The sequence below is a fragment of the Mycobacterium sp. pUA109 genome, from assembly GCF_041287095.1.
Classification (GTDB): domain Bacteria; phylum Actinomycetota; class Actinomycetes; order Mycobacteriales; family Mycobacteriaceae; genus Mycobacterium.
In genome coordinates this window covers 120,004-142,379 of record NZ_JBGGKS010000001.1, presented here as the reverse complement: position 1 = coordinate 142,379, position 22,376 = coordinate 120,004, and the positions used below count along the sequence as shown (strand labels likewise).

The window sequence follows — 22,376 nt, the reverse complement described above, 5'->3', positions numbered from 1 at the left end:
ACGAGAGGGGTTCAGGGTCTCATGAAACCGCAAGGCAGAATGGCGATGGCAGTGTTCGGCAGCGCCGCTGCGCTGACGCTGGCGGTCGGCTGCGGTGGCGGCGGCGAGAAGGCGCCGACAACCACGACAACCACGACGACGACCACCACGAACACGTCAACCACCCCGCCGCCAGCACCGCCACCCGGCAGCGAAGCCCCGGGTGGGCCGACCGGTGGTGGTGGCCCGGGCGGTGGCGGCGGTCAGATTCCGGGTGGGCCCACGGGCGGTGGCGGCCCCGGCGGCGGCGGGGGCCAGATTCCGGGTGGCCCGACCGGCGGTGGCGGTCCCGGCGGTGGTGGCGGCCAGATTCCGGGTGGGCCGACCGGTAGCGGTGGTCCCGGTGGCGGCGGCGGTCAGATCCCCGGTGGCCCGACCGGCTGGGGCGGGCCCGGCGGCGGGGGCGGCTGCATTCCCGGTGTGGGGTGCGGCGGCTGGCCGTGATCGGCCGATGCGGCGTCGACTGACCGACCGAACCCGGCCGCGGATGCGGGTCCCCGAGCGGGCCAGCGACGCGGAAACCGCGCTGCTGCGGTACCTGATGTACGGGATCCTGCCGGCCTGGTTTATCCCCGGGCTGCTGGATTGGAATCAGCACCGGCGCAGCCGCATCGAGCACACCGCCGGCACCCGCGAGTCGCTGATCCACCTGCTGATGATGACCGAGGTCGGGGTGCCGATCACGTTGGCGCTGCTGTGCGAGATCAACCCGCTGCTGTTGACCATCATCCTCGGCGCGATCGCCGCGCACGAAGCCACCGCGCTGTGGGACGTTACCGCCGCCGAGCACAGCGGGCGGCGGGTCACCGTCTGGGAGCAGCACATGCACAGCTTCCTGGAAGCGATGCCGATGATGGCGGCCTCGGCGCTAGGATGCCTGCGCTGGCGGCAGGTCCGGCGACTGCTCACCGGCGCCCGCTCCCGCGATGCGTGGCGGCTGCGGCTGAAAAAGGAGCCGCTGCCCGCCGGCTATCTCGCCACCATCGGCGCCGGCGTCGTCGCGGCAATCGCGGTGCCCTACGGCGAGGAACTGCTGCGCTGCCTCAGGGCACCAAAGGGGAACTAGCTTGTGGTTTCGACGCCCGGCGCGGGCTGACACGACGGGCACCAGAACGCGACCCGACCGGCGGCCTCATCCGACTCGATCGGGGTGCCGCAGCGCCGGCAGGGTTGCCCGGCGCGGCCGTACACCCACAGCTGGTGGCCGCGGCGGGTGTCGCCGGTGGTGCACCGCGACCAGCGGGAGCGGTTGGCCCACAACATTTCCCGAGCCCGTACCGCCAACCGCCGCGGATCGGTCACCGACCCGACCGGCGCCGACGGGGCTCGGCCGATCACGAAACACAGCTCATTGCAGTACACGTTGCCGATCCCGGCGATCACCCGCTGATCGAGCAGGGTCTCGGCCAGCCCGCGCCGCGGATCGGCCATCAGGTTGGCGGCGGCGACCCGGGGATCCCAGTCCTCGCCCAGCAGATCCGGCCCGAGGTGGGCCACCGCCTCCTGGTCGCGGTGCCGGTCGAGGAGCTCCAGCACGCCGAGGTCGATCCCGAGCACCCGCACCGCATCTCGGCCCTGCCCGGCTTCCAGCAGGATCCGCACCCGATGATCGAGCGGTCCCCGGCTCACCCGCCAGCTGCCGTCCATCTTCAGATGCGAGTGGATGCTGACCTGCCCCACCCGGATGAACAGGTGTTTGCCGCGACTGGCCACCTCATCGACCGACTGCCCGGACAGGTCGACGGTGGCATAGCGCGGCACCCGAATATCGCAGCGGGTCAACGTCTTGCCGATCAGCGCGTCGCGCAGCACGGCGGCGGTGTGCCAGACGGTGTCACCTTCGGGCATGGTCACAGTGTGCGACACCCGCCGCTTGCCCCGCCAGCCGACGCCGCTCGCCCCGGCCAGCTGACGCCGAACGTGCGTCCACGGCGGAAAATCGGCCGAAATTCCGCCCTGGATGCACACTCGGCGACGATCAGCCGCGCGTCATTGCCGCAGCCGCAGCCCGCGCGGGGTGCGGGCAAACCCGGCCCCGGCCAACGCCGCCAGCACCGGTGACTCCCGGATCTGCAGCACCGGGACGCCGTCCACCCGCTCGACGAGGATCGCGTCGACCCGCCGGGCCGCCACCAGCTCCGCCAGCCCGGTGGCCGCGGCCCGGTGCGCCTCGGGGTCGTCGGTGAAGCTCAGCAGCGACCGGCCGCCGCGCTCCACAAACCAGGCCAGTACGCCGTCGACCAACACCACCAGCGCCCCCGCCTTGCGGCCCGGGCGGGCGGTGCCGTCGCGGGTCGGCCAACCCAGCGCCGCCCCGTACGGGTTGGCTGGGTCGGCGGCGGCCAGCACCACCGCGTGGTAATCGGGTCGCTGCGGGTCGACGCCGTCGAGATAGCCGCGCAGCCGGTCCACCGTCGACGCGACCGCGAACTGCGCCCCGCCCAACGATTCGATGAAATAGCCGCGCTGGCAGCGCCCGGCCTCCTCGAACGCGGTCAACACCTTGTAGAGGTTGGCGAAGCCGCCGGGCACCCCTTCGGCCGCCACCGCGCCCTTGGTCAGCACGCCGTGGCGATGCAGCAACAGCTCGGCCTGGTGATGCGCCCGCACGGTGGAATCCGGTTCGGGGGTGGGCAGCGCCGACCAGCGGCCCGCCACCGTCGGGTCCGCGGCGCGGGACGCCGGATGCGCGACGCTGTACCGGCTCAGCCGCGGCGGGCGCCGTTGCCGATGTGCGGGCGCGGACCGTTTCCGCGCCCCCGCGCCGCCGAGGATCGCGCGCACCGGGGCGAACGTGTCGCCGGTGACCCAGCCCGCCCAGATCAGTTCCCACAACGCGGCTTTCAGTTCGCTGTCGGCGACCCCGGCCCCGAGTTGGCGGAAGAAGAACGCGCCGCCACCGGCCAGGGCGTCCCGGATCGCGCGATGGGTGTCGCCGAATTCCAGTGGGGCAGCAGGGGACAACGTCAACGGCGCGGAATCGGCGGTGTGAAAGACGATCCAGCCGTCGGCACCGGAGATCGCGCCGGCACCCGACCACAGCACCTCCCCGGAGGCCAGCAGCTCGTCGAGCAGGGCCGGGGAGTAGTCGCGCACCCGCGGCGCCAGCACCAGCGGTTCGACCGCCGACGCGGGCAGCGGCACCCCGGCCAGCTGCTCGAGCACCCCGGCCAGGCCGTCGACCCCGGTCCCCGCGTCGGCGCCGAACTGCTGCCACGCCGGCAGGAACCGGCCGTAGGCGGCGGTGCTGACCGGTTCGATCTGGGCTCGCAGCGCGGCCAGCGACCGGCGCCGCAAAATCCGCAGCACGTCGGCGTCGCACCACTGTTCACCGACCACCGCGTCGAGGAATTCACCGCGTACCAGCCGGCCGTCGGCCGCCAGCCGGCCCAGCACATCGGCGGCCACCCGCGGCCCCAGCCCGAACCGGGCGGCGGCCGCGGCGGTGGTGAACGGCCCGCGGGTGCGGGCGTAGCGGCCCAGCAGCTCGGCCAGCGGGTCGGTGACCGGCTCGGTGAAGCTGACCGGCACCCCGATCGGCACCGCGATCCCGATCCCGTCGCGCAGCCGGCCGATGTCCTCGATCGCCGTCCACCAGGTCTGCCCGGCAAAGGACACCGTGACCGCGCGTTTGGCGGCGCGCAGCCCCTCCAGCCAGCCGCCGACCTCGGCGCCGCCGGAGCGGGCGGCCACCTCGTCGGCGGTCAGCGGACCCAGCAACCGGAGCAGATCCGCCACCCCCTCGGCGTCGCGGGCGGCCCGGTCGGGGGACAGGTGCTGCAGTTGGCGGCCGGTGGCGGCCACGACGTCGGGGTCGAGCAGTTCGCGCAGCTCCACCCGGCCCAGCAGCTCGGCCAGCAGGGTGGCATCCAGCGTCAGCGCGGCCGCGCGCCGCTCGGCCAGCGGGCTGTCCCCCTCGTACATGAACGCCCCGACGTAGCCGAACAGCAGCGACGCCGCGAACGGCGACGGGGTGGCGGTCTCCACCTCGACCACCCGGACCCGGCGCTGCGCGATCTGGGTCATCAGGGAGGTCAGGGCGGGTACGTCGTAGACGTCTTGCAGGCATTCCCGGACCGTCTCCAGCACGATCGGAAAGTCCGCGTAGTTGCGGGCGACGTCGAGCAATTGGGCGGCGCGCTGGCGTTGCTGCCATAGCGGTGACCGGCGACCGGGGTGTCGGCGCGGCAATAGCAGCGCCCGCGCCGCGCATTCCCGGAACCGGGCGGCGAACAGCGCCGACCCGCCGACTTCGGCCGTCACGATCGGCTCGATCTCGTCGGCGTCGAACACGAACAGCTCCGCGCCGGGCGCCCCCGCCCCAGTGTCGACATCGGTGTCGGGCAGCCGCACCACGATCCCGTCGTCGGAGGCGGTCGGCTTCTCGTCCACGCCGTAGCGCTCGGCCAACCGTCGGCTGACCGCCAACGCCAACGGGCCGTGCACCCGCAGGCCGTACGGCGAGTGCAAAACCACCCGCCAATCGCCGAGCTCGTCGCGGAACCGTTCCACCAGCAGGGTGGTGTCGGTGGGCACCGTGGCCGTCGCGGTGCGCTGATCGTCGAGCAGCCGCCACAGGTTCTCGGTCGCGTAGTCGTCGAAACCCAGGCCCGCGCACCGTTTGTCGAACGCCGCGCGACGCAAGCCGGCCAGCTCCCCGGTGAACGCGCCGACCGCGGCGCCGAGCTCGGCGGGCCGCCCGACGTTGTCGCCGCGCCAGAACGGCAGCCGGGCCGGCTGACCGGGTGCGGGGATCACCAGCACCCGGTCGTGGGTGATCTCGGTGATCCGCCAGCTGGTCGCGCCCAGCGAGATGACATCGCCGGGACGCGACTCGTAGACCATCTCTTCATCGAGTTCCCCGACCCGGGACGGCTTTTCCGCGTCGCCGGCCAGGTACACGGTGAACAGTCCGCGGTCCGGGATGGCGCCGCCGGAGGTGACCGCCAGCCGCTGCGCGCCCGGACGCCCGGTCAACGTCCCGGTGTCGCGGTCGTAGACCAGCCGCGGGCGCAGCTCGGCGAACTCGGTGGACGGATACTTACCGGACAGCAGGTCCAAGGTCGCCTCGAACGCGCTGCGCGGCAGCGTCGCGAACGGGGCGCTGCGGCGCACCGTGTCAAACCAGCGGTCGGCGTCCAGCGGCTCCAGCGCGGCGGCCGCCACCGTGTGCTGGGCCAGGATGTCCAGCGGGTTGGCCGGCACCTGCAGCGCCTCGATCTGCCCGGCGCGCATCCGTTGGGTGGTCACCGCGCAGCCGATCAAATCGGTGCGGTGTTTGGGAATCAGCACCCCCGAAGAGATTTCGCCGACCTGGTGCCCGGCCCGCCCGATGCGCTGCAGGCCGCTGGCCACCGACGGCGGCGCCTCGATCTGGATCACCAGGTCAACCGCGCCCATATCGATGCCCAGCTCCAGGCTGGAGGTCGCCACCACCGCCTTGAGCCGCCCGGCCTTCAGGTCGTCTTCGACGGCGGCGCGGGCCTCCTTGCTGACCGAGCCGTGGTGGGCGCGGGCCAACACCGGTGGGGCGCCGTAGCTTTGGCCGCTGCCCAGTAGGTGGGCGGGCGCCCCGCCGGCCACCTGCGGATTGGGTTGCGCCTCCAGGTCCACCCCGCGGCGTTCGGCGTGAATCTCGTTGAGCCGGGCGGTGAGCCGCTCGGCCAGCCGCCGCGAGTTGGCGAACACGATCGACGAGCTGTGCGCCTCGATCAGGTCGACGATGCGGGTCTCGACCTCCGGCCAGACCGTGTTGCCGTCCGGGTTGGCCATATCCGGCACCGGCACCTGCACGGTGAGCTCGAAGGTTTTGCTGGCCGGGGGAGCCACGATGGTGGTCGGGGATTGCCCGGACAAGAACCGGGCCACCTCCTCGGCCGGGCGGACGGTGGCCGACAGCCCGATCCGCTGCGCCGGCGCGGGTAGCAGCGCGTCCAGGCGTTCCAGCGACAGCGCCAGGTGGGTGCCGCGTTTGGTGCCGGCCACCGCGTGCACCTCGTCGACGATGACGGTCCGCACCGCGGCCAGGGTGTCGCGCGCGGCCGACGTCAGCATCAAAAACAGCGACTCGGGGGTGGTGATCAGGATGTCGGGCGGGCGGGTGATCAGCTGGCGGCGCCGGGCCGGCGGGGTGTCCCCGGAACGCACCCCGACGCTGATCTGCGGTGCGGGCAGCCCGCGCCGTTCGGCGATGCGGGAGATGCCGGTCAGCGGCGTGCGCAGGTTGCGTTCCACGTCGACGGCCAGCGCCTTGAGCGGCGACACGTACAGCACCCGGGTACCCCGCTCGGTGGCGGGGTTTTGGGCCAGGTCATCGATCGCCCACAGGAACGCCGCCAGCGTTTTCCCGGACCCGGTCGGCGCGATGACCAGTGTGTTGTCCCGGTCGGCGATGGCCGACCAGGCCTGGGCCTGCGCCGGGGTGGGGGCGGCGAAGGTGCCCGCAAACCAGTCCCGGGTCGCCGCGCCGAACCGGGCCAGCGGATCCGCAGGTTTACCGGCCACCTAGCCATGGTGGCACGCGGCACCGTCATCGCCGAGTGTGCAGACTCATCCGCGAGAGGCCGCTCAGCCGTATGAATCGGCACACCGGGTGGTCATCGCGCCGCGGTTTCATCGCCGGCTGCCGCGGGTAGGCCACCCCTATGACCGCTGACACCACCACCACCGCACCGCCGGACGATCGCAAACGCCGGGTCTGGACCTGGGTGAACTGGGCGCTGGCGCTGCTGACCGCGCCGGCGGCGGCCCTGGTGATGATCGTCGGGCTCGGCGCGGTGATGAGCACGGCCGCGTGCAGCACCGCGGAATGCCCCAACCTGGGGCCCAGCGGGTTCATGTTCAACGTGATGTACTACGGCGCCCCGGCGGTGGCCGCCGCGACGATCTTGCTCTCGTTCTTCACCGCGTCGCGGCGCCGCGGGTTAATCGTCCCGATTTGCGGCTGGGCGCTGTTGCTGGTCGACGTCATCGCGATCACCGTCAGCTTCAACACCTAACCGGCATTCACTCTGCGGCCACCACGACAAAGTTCGAGTAGCTCGCCTGGTGGACGCAGAATCAACGACCGGCCCGGGTGCATTCCCCGGTCACCGGGCGAGCAAACCGCGCGCCGACCCGGTCGATTAATTGCTATTCGCCGTGGGTATGCCCCCCAGCGATGGATCACCGCCGCGCGCCGTTGCTGGAAGCCTTAGCCAGTTATCGCGACAACGACCGGTACGGATTCAGTCCGCCGGGCCATCGGCTGGGCCGCGGCGCGGACGAGCGTGTGCTGCAGGTGCTCGGTCGCGACCCGTTCCGCGCCGACGTGCTGGCCAACGGCGGCTTGGATGACTGGTGCTCCCGCGGCGGGTACCTGGCCGACGCCGAAGCGTTGATGGCCGACGCGGTGGGCGCCTCCGTCGCGTTCTTCTCGACCTGCGGCAGCTCGTTGTCGGTGCGGGCGGCGATGATGGCGGTGGCCGGCGGGGATCCGGGCGGGCTGCTGGTGCCGCGGGACAGCCACAAGTCGATTGTCGGCGGGCTGATCTTCTCCGGTATCCAGCCGCGCTGGATCACCCCGCGCTGGGACGCCGACCGCCACTTTTCGCATCCGCCGTCACCGGAGCGGGTGGCCGGCGCCTGGGAGGACAACCCCGACGCCGCCGGTGCCCTGATCGTCAGCCCCGCCCCGTATGGCACCTGCGCCGATTTGGCCCGGATCGCCGACATCTGCCATGACCGCGGTAAGCCGTTGATCGTCGACGAGGCGTGGGGTGCGCATCTGCCGTTTCATGAGGGTCTGCCGACCTGGGCGATGAACGCCGGGGCCGACATCTGCGTGGTCAGCGTGCACAAGATGGGCGCCGGGTTTGAGCAGGGGTCGGTGTATCACGTGCAGGGGGATCTGATCGACCGGGACCGGTTGTCGGCGTGCGCCGATCTGCTGATGACGACCAGCCCCAACGTGCTGGTGTACGCCGCGCTGGACGGGTGGCGACGGCAGATGGTCGAACGGGGCCACGAGTTGCTCGGTGCCGCACTGGATCTGGCCAACGACGTGCGGGAGCGCCTGGACCGGGTGCCCGACGTCGAGGTCCTCGACGACGTGTTGCTGGGTGCCGAGGCGTCGCACGAGTTGGACCGGCTGCAGGTCCTGCTGGACGTGTCGGCGACCGGCACCTCGGGTTACCAAGCCCGCGACTGGCTGCGCGACCAGGCCCACCTCGACGTGGGACTCGCCGATCACCGCCGCATCCTGGCCACCCTGTCGTTCGCCGATGACCGCGGCACCGCCGACCGACTGGTCGACGCGGTCACGGCCTGGCGGCGCGCCGCCGAGTCGTTCCAGCCACCGCCAGCGGTGCGGCTGCCGTCCCCGGAGGAAGTGCAGCTGGAGACCGTGATGCTGCCGCGGGAAGCGTTTTTCGGCGACACCGAGATGGTCGCCGCCGAGCAGGCGGCCGGCCGGATCGCGGCCGAGCAAATCACCCCGTACCCGCCCGGCATCCCGGCGGTGGTCCCCGGCGAACTGCTCGACGACGCCGTCATCGAGTACCTGCGCTCCGGTCTGCGGGCCGGCATGGCGTTGCCGGATCTGACCGACCCGCAGCTGAACTCCATCCGCGTGGTCGCCTGACCCGGCCCGCGACGTTTGGCGAACGGCCACAGTGGGTAGCTCATCCCTACCAACGCGGCACCAAGCCGAGGAGAACGTGATGGCAGAGACGTCGGTGAAGTCACCTAACGATGTGGTCGATTTTCTCATCGGCCAGCATCAACGGATTAAGTGGCTGTTCGACGAGGCGCTGTCGAAGTCCGGACCGGAGCGCGATGAGGCCTTCTTCGAGTTGCGGCGGCTGCTGGCGGTCCACGAAACCGCCGAAGAGGAGATCGTGCACCCGCGGGCGCGCCGCGAACTCGGTGATCGCCACGACATCGTGGAGGCTCGGCTAGAAGAGGAGCATGAAGCCAAGACGGTCCTGTCGGAGCTGGAAGACCTCGACATTGACTCCAAGAAGTTCACCGAGCAGCTCAGCGAGCTACGCGACGCGGTGCTCGATCACGCCGAACATGAAGAACAAGAGGAGTTTTCCAAGCTGCGCCAAGACCTCAGCGACGACGAGCTGGAGCGGCTGACCCGCACCGTCAAACTCGCCGAGTCGATCGCGCCCACCCGGCCGCATGCCGGTGTGGAGTCGCGGGTCGCCAACCTGGTCGCCGGTCCGTTCGCCGCGATGATGGACCGGGCCCGCGACGCGATCCTGGGCTACAGCTGAGGGAGATTGTGATGCGATTCGGCGGGTATCTCGGCGCAATTGTTCTGGTGTGGTTGCTCATCGGCGTGCTGGCGACCTGGCAGCGCGGCTACTTTCAACGCAACGACACAAATTGCGCGACGGCGGGATCGGTGGCCCTGACGGTGGTAGCGGGTCCGTTGAACTACGCCGGCGTCAACCCGAAAGTCACCGATTGCCGTCTGCCCGAACCCAGTTCGATGCCGGCGATCGTAAATAACCCGATGGAGATGGAGGCGTCATGATAGGCCTGGGAGTCATCCTGTTGATTCTGGGATTCGTGTTCAACATTCCGGTGTTGTGGACGATCGGCATCATTTTGCTGGTGGTCGGCGCGGTGTTCTGGATCCTGGGGTCGATCGGCCGCCCGGTCGCCGGCCGCCGGTACTGGTATTGAGCCTCACACCGCTGCGAGGCGCCGATCCGCCGCTACAATCGGGTGGCAAGTAGACGTTTTCCTATTTCGGCGCCTTTGCGGCTGTCCGCCTGGGCCTTTCGGAACAGTTCCACCACGTCGGGGTCGCCGTCGCGTTGCGCATCGGCAATGTATTCCTGCATCCGCAGCACGTTGTCGAGGCATTCGCGGGTGTAGCGCAGCAGGTTGTAATCCTTGTTGCGGGTGCCGGTCACCTCGCCGGGCTCGGTGTCCATCGCAAATCTCTCCAGTGACGAAGCCATCGGGCCACCACCGGCTACCCGGCGCCGCCGTTACCTAAACGCGGGTCAGGGTGCGTACCGCAGCACCGCGCCGACGCCGTCGGCCGGATCGATGCGTTCGTCGGTGCGGACCAACGACGCGCCAACCGAGATTGCGCCGATGGGTAACGCTTCGTCGGCGCGCAACGTGTGACTCGGCGGCGCGCCGTGCTCGGACAGCACATCGGCGTTGGGCGCAGCGACCGTCAAGGCGTCGTCGGCGACCACCGTGGCATCGCCCATATCGCCGATGATCAGCGTCTCGACGGCGCCCTGGTTCAGCGCCGCGCACACCGCGTCGAGACCTTCGACGGCCAACCCGGATTGTCGGCCCGTTTCGGCGGCGAAGCGCTGTGCGGCCGCGTCGAGTTCGGCGAGCCGGTAGGTGAGGCAGTCGGTTTCGATGGCGCGCTGCACCTCGGTGAAATCGTGTCCGCTGTGGCGGGCGCCGACGGGCAACGTCACCGCCCGCTCGGCCACCCGGTGCGGCAGCGCGGACAGCAGCTCCGAGCGGGCCTGCACCTCGCCGACCACATACACCGCGTCGGCCGCGACCTCGTCGGCGAGTTCGGTGACCCGCTGCGCGACCGCGCGGAGGTTCTTGTGGACCGCTTCCTCGGTGCGCGGCTGCGGATCTCCGTACCCGGCGGTTTCCGCGCCGGCGGCCTTGTGCACCGGGTATCCGCCGCCGTCGACGGTCTCGGAGCGCAGCGCGCCGTCGATGTGGACGGTGATGTCGGCGCCGGCGCGGTCCACCGCCACCAGCACGTAGTCGCCGAACTCGAAGCCATGCTCGACGACGGGCACCAGATAGGGCAACGGCGACACCCGGACGATCGTGGCGGTGGGGCGCAGCAGATGCTCGTTGAGCACAATGCCGTCCGCGTCGGCGATGACCGCGCGGCCGCTGCGCCCGATCGGTGGCTGCAGGTCGTAAACGGCGCGCTCCATATCGGCGATCACCGGATCGTCGGCGCCCTGCCGGGCAAGCTGGTCGCGCACCTCACGCCACTTGAGGTCAAGCTGGGCGGCCGCGTCCTCGGTGTCGTGCGAGTCCTCGAAGTAGACCGAGGCAAACGGCGAACACGCGGTCATCAACGGGCGGAAACGTTTGACATCCACGCCTGTCTGGGTTGCCCGCCGACGAGCACGACAAACATGACACCGGATCCCGGTGATTGCCGGGCGCGCCGGCCGGGTACTCGCCGGGCACAGGCGCCGACCGAGGAGGGACTGTGGGTGAAGCGACGGAGGTCACCGAGCGGGCCCGGCGGGAAGCCGACGCCTACCGCGGCGACAATCCGCGGCCGCTCGCCGGCTATCTGGTGGTGTTGGCGGCCTACAGCGCACTGGTGGCGCTGACGACGGTGCTCGCGGCGGTCACCGGCCGCCGGCTGCCGGACCGCTGGCGGGTCCAGGACCTGCTCATCGTCAGCCTGGGCACCCACAAGCTGTCCCGCACGCTCACCAAGGACGCGGTGACCAGCCCGCTGCGGGCCCCGTTCGCGCAGTACGCCGGAACCGGCGGCCCCGCCGAGGTGCAGGAAGAAACCCGCCACGACAGCCAGCTGCGGCACAGCCTGGGCGAGCTGGCGACCTGCCCGTTCTGCCTCGACATGTGGGTGGCGACCGCGTTCGTGATCGGGTTGATCTTCGCGCCGCGGCTCACCCGGTTAACCGCCGGCACCTTTACCGCGCTGACCGGCGCCGACTTTCTGCAGCTGGCGTACGCCATCGCGCAACAGTCCGCCGAAGGCTGACCCGGTAGTTGGGAGGTCCGATGCCGCACCCGGCCGGTGATCGCGCCGGCGCACTCGTCGAGACGTTGCTGTGGTGGCTGGTGACCACCGCGGTGTGGCTGGCGACGCTGACCACGGTCACCCCGCCGGAGGTGCTGCTGGCGGCGGTGTGCACGGCGCCGTGCGCGGTGCTGGCCCGCGCGGCGCGACGCGACAACGGCGGGCAGTGGCGGTTCCGGGCCGGCTGGCTCCGCTGGGCGGCCCGGGTGCTGGCCGAACTGCCCGGGCAGGCCGCCCAGGTGTGGCGCTACGCGCTGGTGCCTGCCCAACGCCGGCGCTCGACGATCGGCCCGGTGCCGCTGCCCGGCGGGCCGGAGCCGGTGGCGGCGGCGCGCCGGGCGGCGGCGGTGCTGGCGTTGGCCACCACCCCCGCAACCGTGGTGTTGGACGCGAACCCGCGCACCCGACGGCTGGCGGTGCACCGGATCGGGCCCCACCCCGCCGGCCTGGAGGCGGGGGTGCGGCGGTGAGCCCGGGTGAGGCCGCGGCGCTGTGCCTGCTGCTCGGGGTGTTCGTTCCCGGCGTGTGGATGGCGTCGCGCGGGCGGCCCCGGCATCGGCTGGTCGGATTGGAATTCGCCAGCATCGCGGTGATCATGGCGCTGACCGTGCTGGCGGTCAGCTGGCACCAGGACTGGGGTCTGATCGTGCCGCTGGTACTGGCGTTGATCACCTTCCCGGGCACCCTGGTCTACACCCGGCTGTTGGTGCCCAAGCCATGACCGGGCCGGTGGCATGGGTCGGCTGGGGCCTGGTTTTCGCCGGTGTGCTCGCGATGGTGGTGTCCGCGCTGGCCGCTGCCGCGCGGCCCGCGGTGTTCGATCGGCTGCACCTGCTGACCGTGACGACGTCGGTGGGCGCCCCGTTGCTCGGGCTGGGATTGGTGCTGCGCCAAGGCTGGACCGCGGCGTCGGCGATGATCGTCCTGATCACCGTCGTGGTGCTGGCCACCGCCCCGGTGATGTCGGCGGCCACGGCCCGGCTGACCGGCCAGTACGCCGGTGTGGTCGAACGGGACTCACCGTCGTGACCGCGCTGCTGCTGACCGCGGTGACCCTGGTGGGCGTCACCGGAACCGTCGTCGCGCTGACCGCCCGCCCGGATCGGCAGGCGATCGCGCTGTCGGTGTTCGGGCTCGCGCTCACCGTGCTGTTCGTGCTGCTGCAGGCCCCCGACGTCGCGTTGTCGCAGTTGGTGATCGGCGGCGCGGTGGTGCCGCTGATGGTCATGCTCACGATCCGGGCGGTGCGCCGCCACGAGCAGGAGTCGACCCGGTGACCCGACGGGCGCGCACCACGTTGTTTCTGGCCGGGGCGGCCGGGCTGGCGCTGCTGCTGTGTTGGGGTTTCGGCGAGCTGCCCGCGTTCGGGCAGACCCACCACCTGTACCGGGATCTGGCGGTGCGGGCCGCGTTGTCGCGCGCGACCGCCAACGCGGTGGCCTCGGTCAACTTCGACCAACGGGCCCTGGACACGCTGGGGGAGGAGACGATCCTGTTCGGTTCGGTGATCGGGGTGATGGCGCTGCTGCGTCCGGCGGTCGAGGAGCGGGAATACCGCCACCCGGCTAACCGCGCGGCGACGCTGGACGCGACCCGCTTCGTCGGCTATCTGGCGCTGCCGGTGACCCTGACGGTGGGCCTGGATCTGGTGGTGCACGGGCATCTGACTCCGGGCGGCGGCTTTCAGGGCGGGGTGGTGGTGGCCGCCGGTTTACACCTGCTGTACATCACCGGCAGTTTCCGCGCCCTCGATCGGCTGCGACCGGTCAACGTGTTCGATGTGGGGGAGGCGTTGGGTGCGGCCGCTTTTGCCGGCATCGGGGTGGCGGGCCTGGCGGTCGGCGGGGCTTTCCTGGCCAACCTGTTGCCGACCGGCACGCTGGGCGACCTGCTGTCCGGGGGTTCGGTGGCCCTGCTCAACGCCGCGGTCGGCCTGGAGGTCGCCTGCGGCATGACGGTGTTGTTGGCGCAGTTTTTGGCCCAGGAGATCACCATCGCCGGGGACGGCGGCCGATGAGCGGCTACATCTACGGTGTCGCCGGCTGGCTGCTGCTGATCGGGTCGTTCGGAATCGTCCGCAGCCACAACCTGATCCACGTTACGGTGTGCCTGTCGGTGGCGCAGGCCAGCACCTACCTGCTGCTGCTGGCGATCGGGTATCAGCGGGGCGCCGCGCCGCCGATCTTCGCCGGGACCAGCCCGTCGCCGACCGGTGTGGTGGACCCGGTGGTGCAGGCAATGACGTTGACCGACATCGTCATCCAGGCCACCGTCACCGCGTTGTTACTGGCGTTGGCCATCCAGATCCACAAACGCCACCACACCCTGGACCCGGACCAGCTGTCGGCGCTCAAGGGCTGAGACGAGCGTGCACCCCACCGCGGCGCAGCTGCTTCCCCTGCTGATCGCGGTGCCCATCCTGGCCGCTTGCCTGCTGTTGGCCGCCGGCCGCTGGCTGCCCAGGGCGGTGGTCAGCGCGTTGACGGTGCTGATCGCCCTGGCCTCGACGGGGGCGGCCGGGCCGCTGGCCGTGGCGGTCGGGCAGCACAGCCTGGTGACCTGGATCGGCGGATGGGCGCCGCACGGGCCGACCACGGTGGGCATCGCCCTGCTCGCCGACCCGATGGCGGTCGGGTTGGTGCTGCTGATCGGCGGGTTGACGGCCTGCGCGGCGCTGTACAGCTACCGCGGCCTGGACGAGGCCGGCCCCCGCTTCGACGCGCTGGTGTTGCTGTTCCTGGCGGCGATGAACGGCTTTGTGTTGGCCGCGGACCTGTTCGACTTGTTTGTGTTCCTGGAACTGATGGGGGCGGTGGCGTATGCGTTGACCGGCATCAAGATTGAAGACCGGTCGGCGATTCAGGGCGCGCTCAACTTTGGGATCATCCAATCGTTGAGCGCCTGCCTGACCTTGGTGGGCATCGCCATGCTGTACGCCCGGGTGGGGCAGTTGGGCTTGGCGCAGCTGGGGATCGGACTGCGCAGCGCGGCACCGGACGCGCTCACCGTGGCCGCGTTCGTGCTGGTGCTGGCCGCGTTGCTGGTGAAGGCCGCGGTCGTGCCGCTGCATTTCTGGCTGGCCGACGCGCACGCGGTCGCACCGGCCGGGGTGTGCGTGCTGTTTTCCGGCGTGATGGTCGAGCTCGGGCTCTACGGGGTGTGGCGGGTGTACTGGACGGTGTTCGCCGACCCGCTGCCGGGGCCCGCGGTCGCCCGCACCCTCGGTGCCGTCGGGGTGGTGACCGCGGCCCTCGGCGCGGTGATGTGTCTGCTGCAGCGCCACCTCAAACGGCTGCTGGCCTATTCCACGATCGGGCATCTGGGGCTGTTCCTGGTGGCCACCGCGACGCTGAGCCCGCGGGCCGTCGGCGGGGCGGCGGTCTACGTGGTCGGCCATGCCGCCGCGAAAGCGGCACTGTTCTTGATCGTTGGGGTGCTGCTGGACCGCCATCAAAGCGTCGACGAGTGGGACCTGGCGGGCCGCGGGCGGGGGCAGCCGCTGCTGGGCGGGCTGTATTTCGCGGCGGCGCTGGCGTTGGCCGGGTTACCGCCGTTTGGGACCGCGCTGGGTAAGGCGCTGTCCGAGGAGGCGGTGGGGTCAAGCTGGGGATCGGTGCTGTTCCTGGTCATCTCGGCGATGACCGCCGGCGCGGTGCTGCGTGCCGGCCTGCGGTGCTTCACCCGCTGGGGGGCCGGGGCGGCGCCGGTGGACGACGCCGGCCCGTCGACGACGGGGGAGGAGGAACCCGACACCGTGCTGCGCCGGATCCCGCCGAGCATCTACGCCCCGATCGTCGCGCTGCTGCTGGGTTGCCTGGCCGTCGGTGTGCTGCCCGCGGTGAGCGCCGCCGCCGACACCGCCGCCCGACGCTTCGTCGACGTCGGCGGCTATGTGGCCGCCGTGCTGGGGCAGCCGTCGGCGGGGACACCGACCGGCCCGGTGCCCGGCTGGTCGGCGACCGGGGTGGTGCTGTCGGTGCTCGGGGCGTTGGCGGCCGCGGGCGTCGCCGTGGTCGCACTGCGCCATCCGGGCGGGCGATCGCCGCTGAGCCGCGTGTCCCGGCCGGCGATTACCGCGCTGCACCGGGTGCATTCCGGCCACGTCGGCGATTACGTCGCCTGGCTGTTCGTCGCGTTGGCGGTGTTGGCCGGCGCCCTGGCCGGGCAGCTGCGGTGAGCAGTTGTCCCGCGAACAGACGCAAAAGCCCCTAAAACCACCGGGTTTGGGGTACTTTCGCGTCTGCTCGCGGCCCTAATACTTCCCGAAGGCCAGGGCGACGTTGTGGCCGCCGAAGCCGAACGAATTGTTGATCGCGTAGCGGTAGTCGCCCGATCGCGGATCCCCGGCCACCACGTCCAGGTCGATCTCGGGGTCGAGGGTGTGCAGGTTCAGCGTCGGCGGGATGACCCCGTCGCGCAGCGCCAGCACCGTCAAGATCGCCTCCACCGCGCCGACCGCGCCGACCGAATGGCCGAGCGCGGCCTTGGGGGCGTACACCGCCGGCTTGTGGTCGCCCAACGCATTCCTGATCGCGTGCGCTTCGGCCACGTCCCCGATTTTGGTGCCGGTCGCGTGGGCGTTGACATGATCGATGTCGCCCGGTGTCAGCCCGGCCAGCTCGATCGCCCGGGTCATCGCGTAGCCCGCCCGCTCCCCGTTGGGATCGGGCGCCACGATGTGGTAGCCGTCCGAGGTGATGGCCGCACCCATCAACCGGCCCAAAATGGTGGCGCCGCGCGCCTTGGCGTGCTCCTCGGTCTCGATGACCATCAGCGCGGCCGCCTCGCCGAACACGAAGCCGTTGCGGTCGGCATCGAACGGCCGGCACGCCCCGGCCGGGTCGTCGTTGGTGGTCGACATCACGATGCGCATCGCGGCGAATCCCGCGATCGGCACCGCCTCGATCCGGTTCTCGACGCCACCGCAGATCGCGATGTCCGCCTCGTCGTAGACGATGTCCCGCCAGGCTTGGGCGATGGCTTCGGCCCCCGACGCGCAGGCCGACACCGGGGTGCACACCCCGGCCTTGGCGCCGCGCTCCAGCCCGATCGCGGCGGCCGACGCGTTGGGCATGTACATCTGCACGCCCAGCGGGTTCACCCCTTTCATGCCGCGGGCCACCATGTCCTGGTATCCCCAGACCAGCTGCTCCGGCGAGCCCAAACCGGTGCCCACCGACACCATCAACCGGTTGGTGTCCACCTCGGGGGATCCGGCGTTCTGCCAAACCCGCCGGCCCAGCACCGTCGACATCTTGCCCAGATACGACAGTCGCCGCAGTTCGATCCGGGTCAACTCGTGGTCGAAGTCTTCGAGCAGATGCCCGCCGATGCGCACCGGCAGGTCGTACTCCTCGACAAAGGGATCCTCCAGCTTGCGGATCCCGCTTTGCCCGTCCAGCAGCATCTTCCAGGTATTGTCCACATCGGTGGCCAGCGCGGTCGTCATCGCGACGCCGGTGACCACGACATCAGGGAAACCGTTTCCGGTGGAGAACCGAGCCATGGTGTCGCCTCGTTTCGTGCACTACTACTTGGTCAGAGTGAACTGCCCGACGTTGCTGATCCCTTTCCGGAACAAGCCCGCGCAGCCGGTCAGATAGTGCATGTAGCGCTCATAGACCTCCTCGGACTGGATCGCGATGGCACGGTCCCGGTTGGCCGCCAGGTTGGCCGCCCAGGCTTCCAACGTTCGCACGTAGTGCTCCGGAAACAGCTGGACCTGCTCGAGGGAGAACTTCGCGGCCCGGGAAAACTCGACGATGTCGTCCTCGCCGGCCATCTCCCCGCCGGGGAAGATCTCGGTCCGCAGGAAGCGAATGAACCGCAGGTCGCTCATCGTCATCGGGATGCCGTGTTCATGGTGGTAACGCTGGGTGTGGGTGAAGATGCTGTGCAACAACATTCGTCCGTCGTCGGGAAGGATCTCGTAGGCGCGGTCGAAGAACGCCGCATACCGGGTCTTCTTGAACGAGTCGAACGCCTCGATGGTGACGATGCGGTCGACCTTCTCGTCGAATTCTTCCCAGCCCTGCAGGCGCGCCTCGGCATGACGCTTGGTGGGCAGCTCCGCGAGCGTCGCCGCGCTGTAGTCGCAGTGATTGCGGCTCAGCGTGATCCCGATGACGTTGACGTCGTACTTGGTGACCGCCCGGACCAGGCCCGCGCCCCACCCGCAGCCGATGTCGAGCAGCGTCATCCCCGGCTGCAGGTCCAGTTTGCTCAACGCCAGGTCGTACTTCGCGTTTTGCGCTTCTTCAAGACTCATGTCGTCGCGCTCGAAGTACGCGCAGGTGTAGGCCATCGTCGGATCCAAGAACAACCCGAAGAATTCATCGGAAATGTCGTAGGCCGCCTGGGACTCGTCGTAGTACGGTTTCAGATCGGTCATTTGTCGCCACCTTTACGCCGCGGGTTTGACCATCGTGAATTGGCAGACGTTCGTGTAGCCGTCGCGGAACAGTTCGCGGCAACCGGTCAGGTATTTCATGAAGGTCTGATACGTCTCCTCACCCTTCAGCGCGATCGCCTCGTCCCGATGCGCTTCCAGGCCTTTGGCCCAGGTGTCCAAGGTGCGCACGTAGTTCGACCCGATCAGGTGATGGCGGGTGATCTCGAAGCCGGCCTTGGTGGCGTGTTCGTCGACGATCGAAATCTGCGGCAACCGGCCACCGGGGTAGATCTCGGTCAGAATGAAATGGATGAACCGCAGCAGCGACATCGTCTTTTTCAGCCCCATCCGCTCGCCCTCCTCGGCGGTGGGCACCACGATCGAATGCAGCAGCATGACACCGTCATCGGGGAGCACGTGATAGCACATCTTGAAGAAGTCGTCGTAGCGCTGGTAGGTCCGCGCCCCGTCGGCGAAGTGCTCAAACGCCCCCAGCGACACGATGCGGTCCACCGGGTCGCTGTACTGTTCCCAGCCCTGCAGTCGCACCTGTTTGGAGCGCGGGCTGTCCATCTCGGCGAACTTCTGCTGGCAGTGGGTCAGCTGGTTTTCGCTCAGCGTCAGCCCGATCACGTTGACGTCGTAGCGCTCGATCGCGCGCCGCATGGTGGACCCCCAGCCGCAGCCGATGTCGAGCAGCGTCATGCCCGGTTTCAGCCCCAGCTTGCCCAGCGCGAGATCCACCTTGGCCATCTGCGCCTCTTCCAGCGTCATATCGTCGCGTTCGAAATATGCGCAGCTGTACGTCATCGTCGGGTCTAACCAAAGTCGGAAAAAATCGTTAGACCGATCATAGTGCGACCGAACGTGTTCGACATCGGGTTTCAATTCGGTACTGCTCATTTGTTCCTCCCGCTGTGTCATAACCCGAATTTCAGCGCTGCCAGCGAAACGCGGCCGGTCTCGCCGCCGGCATCAGCTCTGTTCGCTGGCCGCGGCGCCCAGCGTGCTCTGCATGTCCGGCTTCATCGCGACCAGTTGGGCATTCCAGTAACCCCAGCTGTGCACGCCGCTGCTGTCGATATTGAATGTGGCATTGTGTCCGCCGGCGCCGGTGTAGGCGTTCTGGAAAGCGACGTTGCTTTGCAGGATGATCTGTTCGATCACCGTGCCCGGCAGGCTGCCCTCGCCGATTTCCGAGGGGCTGCCGTTGCCGCTGTAGATCCACAGCCGGGTGTTGTTGCCGGCCAGCTTGCCGGCCTGAACGGTGGGGTCATTGCGCTGCCATCCGGGTCCGCCGGCCGGCCCCCACATGTCCTCGGGGTTGAAGCCGCCCTCGTCGTTCATCGCCAGCTTGATCAGGCCCGGCCCGTCACCGCTGGAGGGGGTGAGGTAGGCCGACAGCGAGGCGGCGTAGGCGAACTGTCCGGGATGGTAGGCCGCCAGGATCAGTGCCGAGGACCCCGACATCGACACCCCCACCACCGCGTTGCGGCCAGAGCGGACCCCGCGGCCGGACAGGTAGCCGGGCAGTTCGCTGGTCAAGAACGTTTCCCACTTGTAGGTTTGGCCGTTCGCCGACCCGTACCAGTCGGTGTAGAAGCTGGACCGTCCGCCGACCGGCGCCACCACCGAAATCCCCGACCCGGCGTACTCGTCGAACGCCGGCGTTTCGATATCCCAGCCGCTGCGGTCCTCGCGGGCGCGCAAACCGTCGAGCAAGTAGACCGCGGACGATCCGCCGCCTTGGAACTCCACGGTGATGCTGTGGCCCATCGAGGGCGAGGGGACTTGCAGGAATTCCGGCGCCGCCGCCCGGGCGGGTGGTGAAGTCCCCACCAAGCCAACTAATCCGGGCAGTGCAGCGGCCAGGCCGGCCGCGCGTGTCAGTCGGCGTCGCCAACTCCTACTCTCATCCATGGTTGTCCCCTTTCACCCGGCGGGAGTACCCCGTCGAAGAGCGACCGAATCCATTCAGTGCTGCGACCTAATCCAGTCAGCTCTGGGCACGGAGAAAGGGGGGGAGCGTTCGATAGCAGGGCTCATAGGGTTCCTCCGTCGCGCGGTAGTCCCGCGCCGTGGTGATACCCGCCCTGCTGTCTGAAGACAGACCACGGACTGTTTTCTTTCCTAGCAAACATGGCTCACCCTGTCAGGCGATTGCCGAAAATTGGCTGTTTGAGGCCGCGCGGAGGTGGGCACCTATTGCGCATGACTGCACACCACATCGCACATCTTCTCGGCCCCGCGGTGGTCACTGCGTGGGGCCTCAGCGCTTCCGTTCTTGCTTCCGCCATCCCATCCGCTTCCGCCGAGGCCTGCCCCGACACGGAGGTGGTGTTCGCCCGCGGCACCGGTGAGCCACCCGGGGTCGGGCCCACCGGGCAGGCGTTCGTCAACGCCCTGGGCGCCCGCCTGGGCGGACAACCGTTGGCGGTGTACCCGGTCAACTACCCGGCCAGCGACGCGTGGGCCACCGGGGTCAACGGGGTCAGAGACGCGGGCGCCCATATCGTTTCGAGGGCGAACCACTGCCCGCAGACCAGGATGGTGCTGGGCGGTTACTCGCAAGGCGCGGCGGTGATGGGCTTCGTCACCTCGCCAACCATCCCGGACGGGGTGGATCCGGCGTCCGTGCCGAAACCGCTCGATCCCAGTGTGGCGGACCACGTCGCCGCGGTGGTGCTGTTCGGAACCCCGAATGCCCGGGCCATGAGCTTCCTCAACCAGCCGCCGCTGACCATCGGTTCGGCCTATCAGCCCAAGACCCTGCAGCTGTGTGTCCCCGAGGACCCGGTCTGCTCGGACGGCATGAACTTCGCCGCGCACAACAGCTACGTCGACGAGGGGAACCTGATCAACCAGGGGGCGGACTTCGCCGCCAACAGCCTGCGGGCACAGCCGGGCGTCCCGGTGTCGGTGGTGGCCCCGCGCCAAGGGTTCGGTTCCTGACCTGACGTGACGCCATACCCGGGACCGGTTTGGTGGCCCGACCGCCGGGTACCTCTTGGCTATGGCGTTCGCACAGTACCAAGACGAGATTTATCAAAATGGGCAGCGCGGGGAAAACCCCTCGTTGCCAATCACGTTCGCCGAGCTGGAGGCCGATGCATCGGCGGCGATGCCGCAGTCGGTGTGGGGCTACGTCGCCGGCGGCGCCGGCGACGAGCACACCCAGCGGGCCAACTGTCGGGCCTTTGAGCGCTGGGGGTTGATTCCGCGGATGCTGCTGGCCCCCACCGAACGTGAGCTGGCCGTCGACCTGTTCGGGGTGCGGCTGCCGGCCCCGGTGTTTTTGGCCCCGATCGGTGTCATCGGGGTCTGCGCCCAAGATGGGCACGGCGACCTCGCCAGCGCCCGGGCCGCGGCCCGCACCGGAATCCCGTTCATGGCGGGCACGCTGTCGTCGGATCCGATGGAGGACGTCGCCCCCGCGTGCGGCGACACCCCCGGATTCTTTCAGCTCTACACACCGCCGGACCGGGACATGGCCGCCAGCCTGGTGCACCGCGCCGAGGCGGCCGGGTTCAAGGGCATCGTCGTCACCCTAGACACCTGGGTGACCGGGTGGCGGCCCCGCGATCTGAGCGCCGGCAACTACCCGCAGGTGCCGAGCCGCTGCCTGACCAACTACACCACCGACCCGGTGTTTCTGGCCAGCCTGCAACCGGGCGAAGACCCGACGGAGGCCGCGGTGCGCAAGCTGCCGATCTTCGGCGGCCCGTTCCGGTGGGACGACCTCGATTGGCTGCGCGCGGAAACCCGGCTGCCGTTGGTGCTGAAGGGGATCTGCCACCCCGACGACGCGCGGCGCGCCAAAGACGCCGGCGTCGACGGCATCTACTGCTCCAACCACGGTGGCCGGCAAGCCAATTGTGGTCTGCCGGCGCTGGATTGCTTACCCGGGGTGCTCGACGGCGCCGACGGGCTGCCGGTGTTGTTCGACTCCGGAATCCGCAGCGGCGCCGACATCATCAAGGCGCTCGCGTTGGGCGCGACGGCGGTGGGCATCGGCCGGCCCTACGCCTACGGGCTGGCGCTGGGTGGCGTCGACGGCATCGTGCACGTGCTGCGCACCCTGCTGGCCGAGGCCGACTTGCTGATGGCCGTCGACGGCTACCCGTCGCGCGCTGACCTCACCCCCGAAACGCTGCGGCAGGTCGCCGGTTAGAG

The 22,376-nt window shown here is 69.8% G+C and carries 25 protein-coding genes; 16 read left to right on the top strand and 9 right to left on the bottom strand.

Features of this window, described 5'->3' with window-relative positions; genetic code table 11:
- Positions 1 to 11: 11 nt before the first annotated feature.
- Positions 12 to 164 (bottom strand): hypothetical protein, encoded by a 153-nt coding sequence (locus ACAG26_RS00730; RefSeq protein ID WP_370478130.1) that lies wholly within the window; start codon positions 162 to 164, stop codon positions 12 to 14.
- A 38-nt stretch (positions 165 to 202) separates the two neighbouring features.
- Between ACAG26_RS00730 and ACAG26_RS00725 the strand changes: the two genes are divergently transcribed.
- A complete protein-coding gene (locus tag ACAG26_RS00725; RefSeq protein ID WP_370478127.1) occupies positions 203 to 1,105 on the top strand; it encodes a hypothetical protein in 903 nt (300 codons plus the stop codon).
- Here ACAG26_RS00725 and nei2 read toward each other — a convergent pair.
- Positions 1,102 to 1,887, bottom strand: a complete 786-nt coding sequence (nei2, locus tag ACAG26_RS00720) for an endonuclease VIII Nei2 (protein ID WP_370478123.1) — start codon at positions 1,885 to 1,887, stop codon at positions 1,102 to 1,104. The genes ACAG26_RS00725 and nei2 overlap by 4 nt on opposite strands.
- Before the next feature lie 141 nt (positions 1,888 to 2,028).
- Positions 2,029 to 6,543: an ATP-dependent helicase gene (locus ACAG26_RS00715; RefSeq protein ID WP_370478121.1), complete on the bottom strand. Its 4,515-nt coding sequence runs from the start codon at positions 6,541 to 6,543 to the stop codon at positions 2,029 to 2,031.
- Positions 6,544 to 6,683: 140 nt separating this feature from the next.
- Here ACAG26_RS00715 and ACAG26_RS00710 point away from each other — a divergent pair, with 140 nt between their 5' ends.
- From ACAG26_RS00710 to ACAG26_RS00690, 5 genes are all read left to right on the top strand, one after another.
- A complete protein-coding gene (locus ACAG26_RS00710; protein ID WP_370478118.1) occupies positions 6,684 to 7,037 on the top strand; it encodes a hypothetical protein in 354 nt (117 codons plus the stop codon).
- A gap of 161 nt (positions 7,038 to 7,198) precedes the next feature.
- Positions 7,199 to 8,659, top strand: coding sequence for an aminotransferase class I/II-fold pyridoxal phosphate-dependent enzyme (locus ACAG26_RS00705; RefSeq protein ID WP_370478113.1), 1,461 nt, complete (start codon positions 7,199 to 7,201; stop codon positions 8,657 to 8,659).
- A 79-nt stretch (positions 8,660 to 8,738) separates the two neighbouring features.
- A complete protein-coding gene (locus tag ACAG26_RS00700; protein ID WP_370478111.1) occupies positions 8,739 to 9,299 on the top strand; it encodes a hemerythrin domain-containing protein in 561 nt (186 codons plus the stop codon).
- Positions 9,300 to 9,310: 11 nt separating this feature from the next.
- Positions 9,311 to 9,562 (top strand): hypothetical protein, encoded by a 252-nt coding sequence (locus ACAG26_RS00695; RefSeq protein WP_370478108.1) that lies wholly within the window; start codon positions 9,311 to 9,313, stop codon positions 9,560 to 9,562.
- Positions 9,559 to 9,714 (top strand): DUF6131 family protein, encoded by a 156-nt coding sequence (locus tag ACAG26_RS00690; protein ID WP_095407188.1) that lies wholly within the window; start codon positions 9,559 to 9,561, stop codon positions 9,712 to 9,714. The genes ACAG26_RS00695 and ACAG26_RS00690 overlap by 4 nt, the downstream gene beginning before the upstream one ends.
- A 32-nt stretch (positions 9,715 to 9,746) precedes the next feature.
- Here the strand turns inward: ACAG26_RS00690 and ACAG26_RS00685 are convergent, their stop codons facing one another.
- A complete protein-coding gene (locus ACAG26_RS00685; RefSeq protein WP_370478789.1) occupies positions 9,747 to 9,968 on the bottom strand; it encodes a hypothetical protein in 222 nt (73 codons plus the stop codon).
- A 72-nt stretch (positions 9,969 to 10,040) separates the two neighbouring features.
- Positions 10,041 to 11,135, bottom strand: coding sequence for a hypothetical protein (locus tag ACAG26_RS00680; RefSeq protein WP_370478105.1), 1,095 nt, complete (start codon positions 11,133 to 11,135; stop codon positions 10,041 to 10,043).
- A 113-nt stretch (positions 11,136 to 11,248) separates the two neighbouring features.
- On the opposite strand from ACAG26_RS00680, the gene ACAG26_RS00675 reads away from it, so the two are divergent.
- The 8 genes from ACAG26_RS00675 to ACAG26_RS00640 are packed head-to-tail and all read left to right on the top strand — an operon-like array spanning position 11,249 to position 15,989.
- Positions 11,249 to 11,773 carry a DUF1360 domain-containing protein gene (locus ACAG26_RS00675; protein ID WP_370478103.1) on the top strand — a complete coding sequence of 175 codons (525 nt, stop codon included), beginning with the start codon at positions 11,249 to 11,251 and terminating at the stop codon, positions 11,771 to 11,773.
- 20 nt (positions 11,774 to 11,793) lie between these two features.
- Positions 11,794 to 12,282 (top strand): hypothetical protein, encoded by a 489-nt coding sequence (locus ACAG26_RS00670; RefSeq protein ID WP_370478101.1) that lies wholly within the window; start codon positions 11,794 to 11,796, stop codon positions 12,280 to 12,282.
- Positions 12,279 to 12,533 carry an MrpF/PhaF family protein gene (locus ACAG26_RS00665; RefSeq protein ID WP_370478099.1) on the top strand — a complete coding sequence of 85 codons (255 nt, stop codon included), beginning with the start codon at positions 12,279 to 12,281 and terminating at the stop codon, positions 12,531 to 12,533. Before ACAG26_RS00670 ends, ACAG26_RS00665 begins: the two co-directional genes overlap by 4 nt.
- Complete coding sequence (locus ACAG26_RS00660; RefSeq protein WP_370478096.1) at positions 12,530 to 12,841, top strand: monovalent cation/H(+) antiporter subunit G; 312 nt, start codon at positions 12,530 to 12,532, stop codon at positions 12,839 to 12,841. The genes ACAG26_RS00665 and ACAG26_RS00660 overlap by 4 nt, the downstream gene beginning before the upstream one ends.
- Positions 12,838 to 13,089, top strand: a complete 252-nt coding sequence (locus tag ACAG26_RS00655) for a Na(+)/H(+) antiporter subunit B (protein WP_370478094.1) — start codon at positions 12,838 to 12,840, stop codon at positions 13,087 to 13,089. Before ACAG26_RS00660 ends, ACAG26_RS00655 begins: the two co-directional genes overlap by 4 nt.
- Positions 13,086 to 13,829 (top strand): MnhB domain-containing protein, encoded by a 744-nt coding sequence (locus ACAG26_RS00650; RefSeq protein ID WP_370478091.1) that lies wholly within the window; start codon positions 13,086 to 13,088, stop codon positions 13,827 to 13,829. Before ACAG26_RS00655 ends, ACAG26_RS00650 begins: the two co-directional genes overlap by 4 nt.
- Complete coding sequence (locus tag ACAG26_RS00645; protein ID WP_370478089.1) at positions 13,826 to 14,173, top strand: sodium:proton antiporter; 348 nt, start codon at positions 13,826 to 13,828, stop codon at positions 14,171 to 14,173. Before ACAG26_RS00650 ends, ACAG26_RS00645 begins: the two co-directional genes overlap by 4 nt.
- 7 nt (positions 14,174 to 14,180) lie before the next feature.
- Positions 14,181 to 15,989 carry a complex I subunit 5 family protein gene (locus ACAG26_RS00640; RefSeq protein WP_370478087.1) on the top strand — a complete coding sequence of 603 codons (1,809 nt, stop codon included), beginning with the start codon at positions 14,181 to 14,183 and terminating at the stop codon, positions 15,987 to 15,989.
- A gap of 75 nt (positions 15,990 to 16,064) precedes the next feature.
- Here the strand turns inward: ACAG26_RS00640 and kasB are convergent, their stop codons facing one another.
- From kasB to ACAG26_RS00620, 4 genes are read right to left on the bottom strand one after another with little or no spacing between them, the layout of a single operon-like run.
- Positions 16,065 to 17,318: a 3-oxoacyl-ACP synthase KasB gene (kasB, locus tag ACAG26_RS00635; protein ID WP_370478083.1), complete on the bottom strand. Its 1,254-nt coding sequence runs from the start codon at positions 17,316 to 17,318 to the stop codon at positions 16,065 to 16,067.
- 24 nt (positions 17,319 to 17,342) lie between these two features.
- A complete protein-coding gene (locus tag ACAG26_RS00630; protein ID WP_370478082.1) occupies positions 17,343 to 18,203 on the bottom strand; it encodes a cyclopropane mycolic acid synthase family methyltransferase in 861 nt (286 codons plus the stop codon).
- Positions 18,204 to 18,215: 12 nt separating this feature from the next.
- Entirely contained in the window at positions 18,216 to 19,127 is a 912-nt protein-coding gene (locus ACAG26_RS00625) for a cyclopropane mycolic acid synthase family methyltransferase (RefSeq protein WP_370478081.1), read from the bottom strand.
- A 51-nt stretch (positions 19,128 to 19,178) separates the two neighbouring features.
- Positions 19,179 to 20,123, bottom strand: coding sequence for an esterase family protein (locus ACAG26_RS00620; protein ID WP_370478080.1), 945 nt, complete (start codon positions 20,121 to 20,123; stop codon positions 19,179 to 19,181).
- A gap of 291 nt (positions 20,124 to 20,414) precedes the next feature.
- Here ACAG26_RS00620 and ACAG26_RS00615 point away from each other — a divergent pair, with 291 nt between their 5' ends.
- Together ACAG26_RS00615 and ACAG26_RS00610 are read left to right on the top strand one after the other, a co-directional pair.
- Positions 20,415 to 21,155, top strand: coding sequence for a cutinase family protein (locus tag ACAG26_RS00615; RefSeq protein WP_370478077.1), 741 nt, complete (start codon positions 20,415 to 20,417; stop codon positions 21,153 to 21,155).
- Between the two features lie 61 nt (positions 21,156 to 21,216).
- On the top strand, positions 21,217 to 22,374 hold the full coding sequence (locus ACAG26_RS00610) for an alpha-hydroxy-acid oxidizing protein (RefSeq protein ID WP_370478074.1): 1,158 nt from the start codon (positions 21,217 to 21,219) through the stop codon (positions 22,372 to 22,374).
- Positions 22,375 to 22,376: the final 2 nt, after the last annotated feature.

Coding starts and splice junctions, on each gene's coding strand:
- nei2 (WP_370478123.1), bottom strand. CDS start 1,887: ATGCCCGAAGGTGACACCGTCTGGCACACCGCCGCCGTGCTGCGCGAC.
- ACAG26_RS00710 (WP_370478118.1), top strand. CDS start 6,684: ATGACCGCTGACACCACCACCACCGCACCGCCGGACGATCGCAAACGC.
- ACAG26_RS00705 (WP_370478113.1), top strand. CDS start 7,199: ATGGATCACCGCCGCGCGCCGTTGCTGGAAGCCTTAGCCAGTTATCGC.
- ACAG26_RS00700 (WP_370478111.1), top strand. CDS start 8,739: ATGGCAGAGACGTCGGTGAAGTCACCTAACGATGTGGTCGATTTTCTC.
- ACAG26_RS00695 (WP_370478108.1), top strand. CDS start 9,311: ATGCGATTCGGCGGGTATCTCGGCGCAATTGTTCTGGTGTGGTTGCTC.
- ACAG26_RS00690 (WP_095407188.1), top strand. CDS start 9,559: ATGATAGGCCTGGGAGTCATCCTGTTGATTCTGGGATTCGTGTTCAAC.
- ACAG26_RS00685 (WP_370478789.1), bottom strand. CDS start 9,968: ATGGACACCGAGCCCGGCGAGGTGACCGGCACCCGCAACAAGGATTAC.
- ACAG26_RS00670 (WP_370478101.1), top strand. CDS start 11,794: ATGCCGCACCCGGCCGGTGATCGCGCCGGCGCACTCGTCGAGACGTTG.
- ACAG26_RS00660 (WP_370478096.1), top strand. CDS start 12,530: ATGACCGGGCCGGTGGCATGGGTCGGCTGGGGCCTGGTTTTCGCCGGT.
- ACAG26_RS00645 (WP_370478089.1), top strand. CDS start 13,826: ATGAGCGGCTACATCTACGGTGTCGCCGGCTGGCTGCTGCTGATCGGG.
- kasB (WP_370478083.1), bottom strand. CDS start 17,318: ATGGCTCGGTTCTCCACCGGAAACGGTTTCCCTGATGTCGTGGTCACC.
- ACAG26_RS00630 (WP_370478082.1), bottom strand. CDS start 18,203: ATGACCGATCTGAAACCGTACTACGACGAGTCCCAGGCGGCCTACGAC.
- ACAG26_RS00625 (WP_370478081.1), bottom strand. CDS start 19,127: ATGACACAGCGGGAGGAACAAATGAGCAGTACCGAATTGAAACCCGAT.
- ACAG26_RS00620 (WP_370478080.1), bottom strand. CDS start 20,123: ATGGATGAGAGTAGGAGTTGGCGACGCCGACTGACACGCGCGGCCGGC.
- ACAG26_RS00615 (WP_370478077.1), top strand. CDS start 20,415: ATGACTGCACACCACATCGCACATCTTCTCGGCCCCGCGGTGGTCACT.
- ACAG26_RS00610 (WP_370478074.1), top strand. CDS start 21,217: ATGGCGTTCGCACAGTACCAAGACGAGATTTATCAAAATGGGCAGCGC.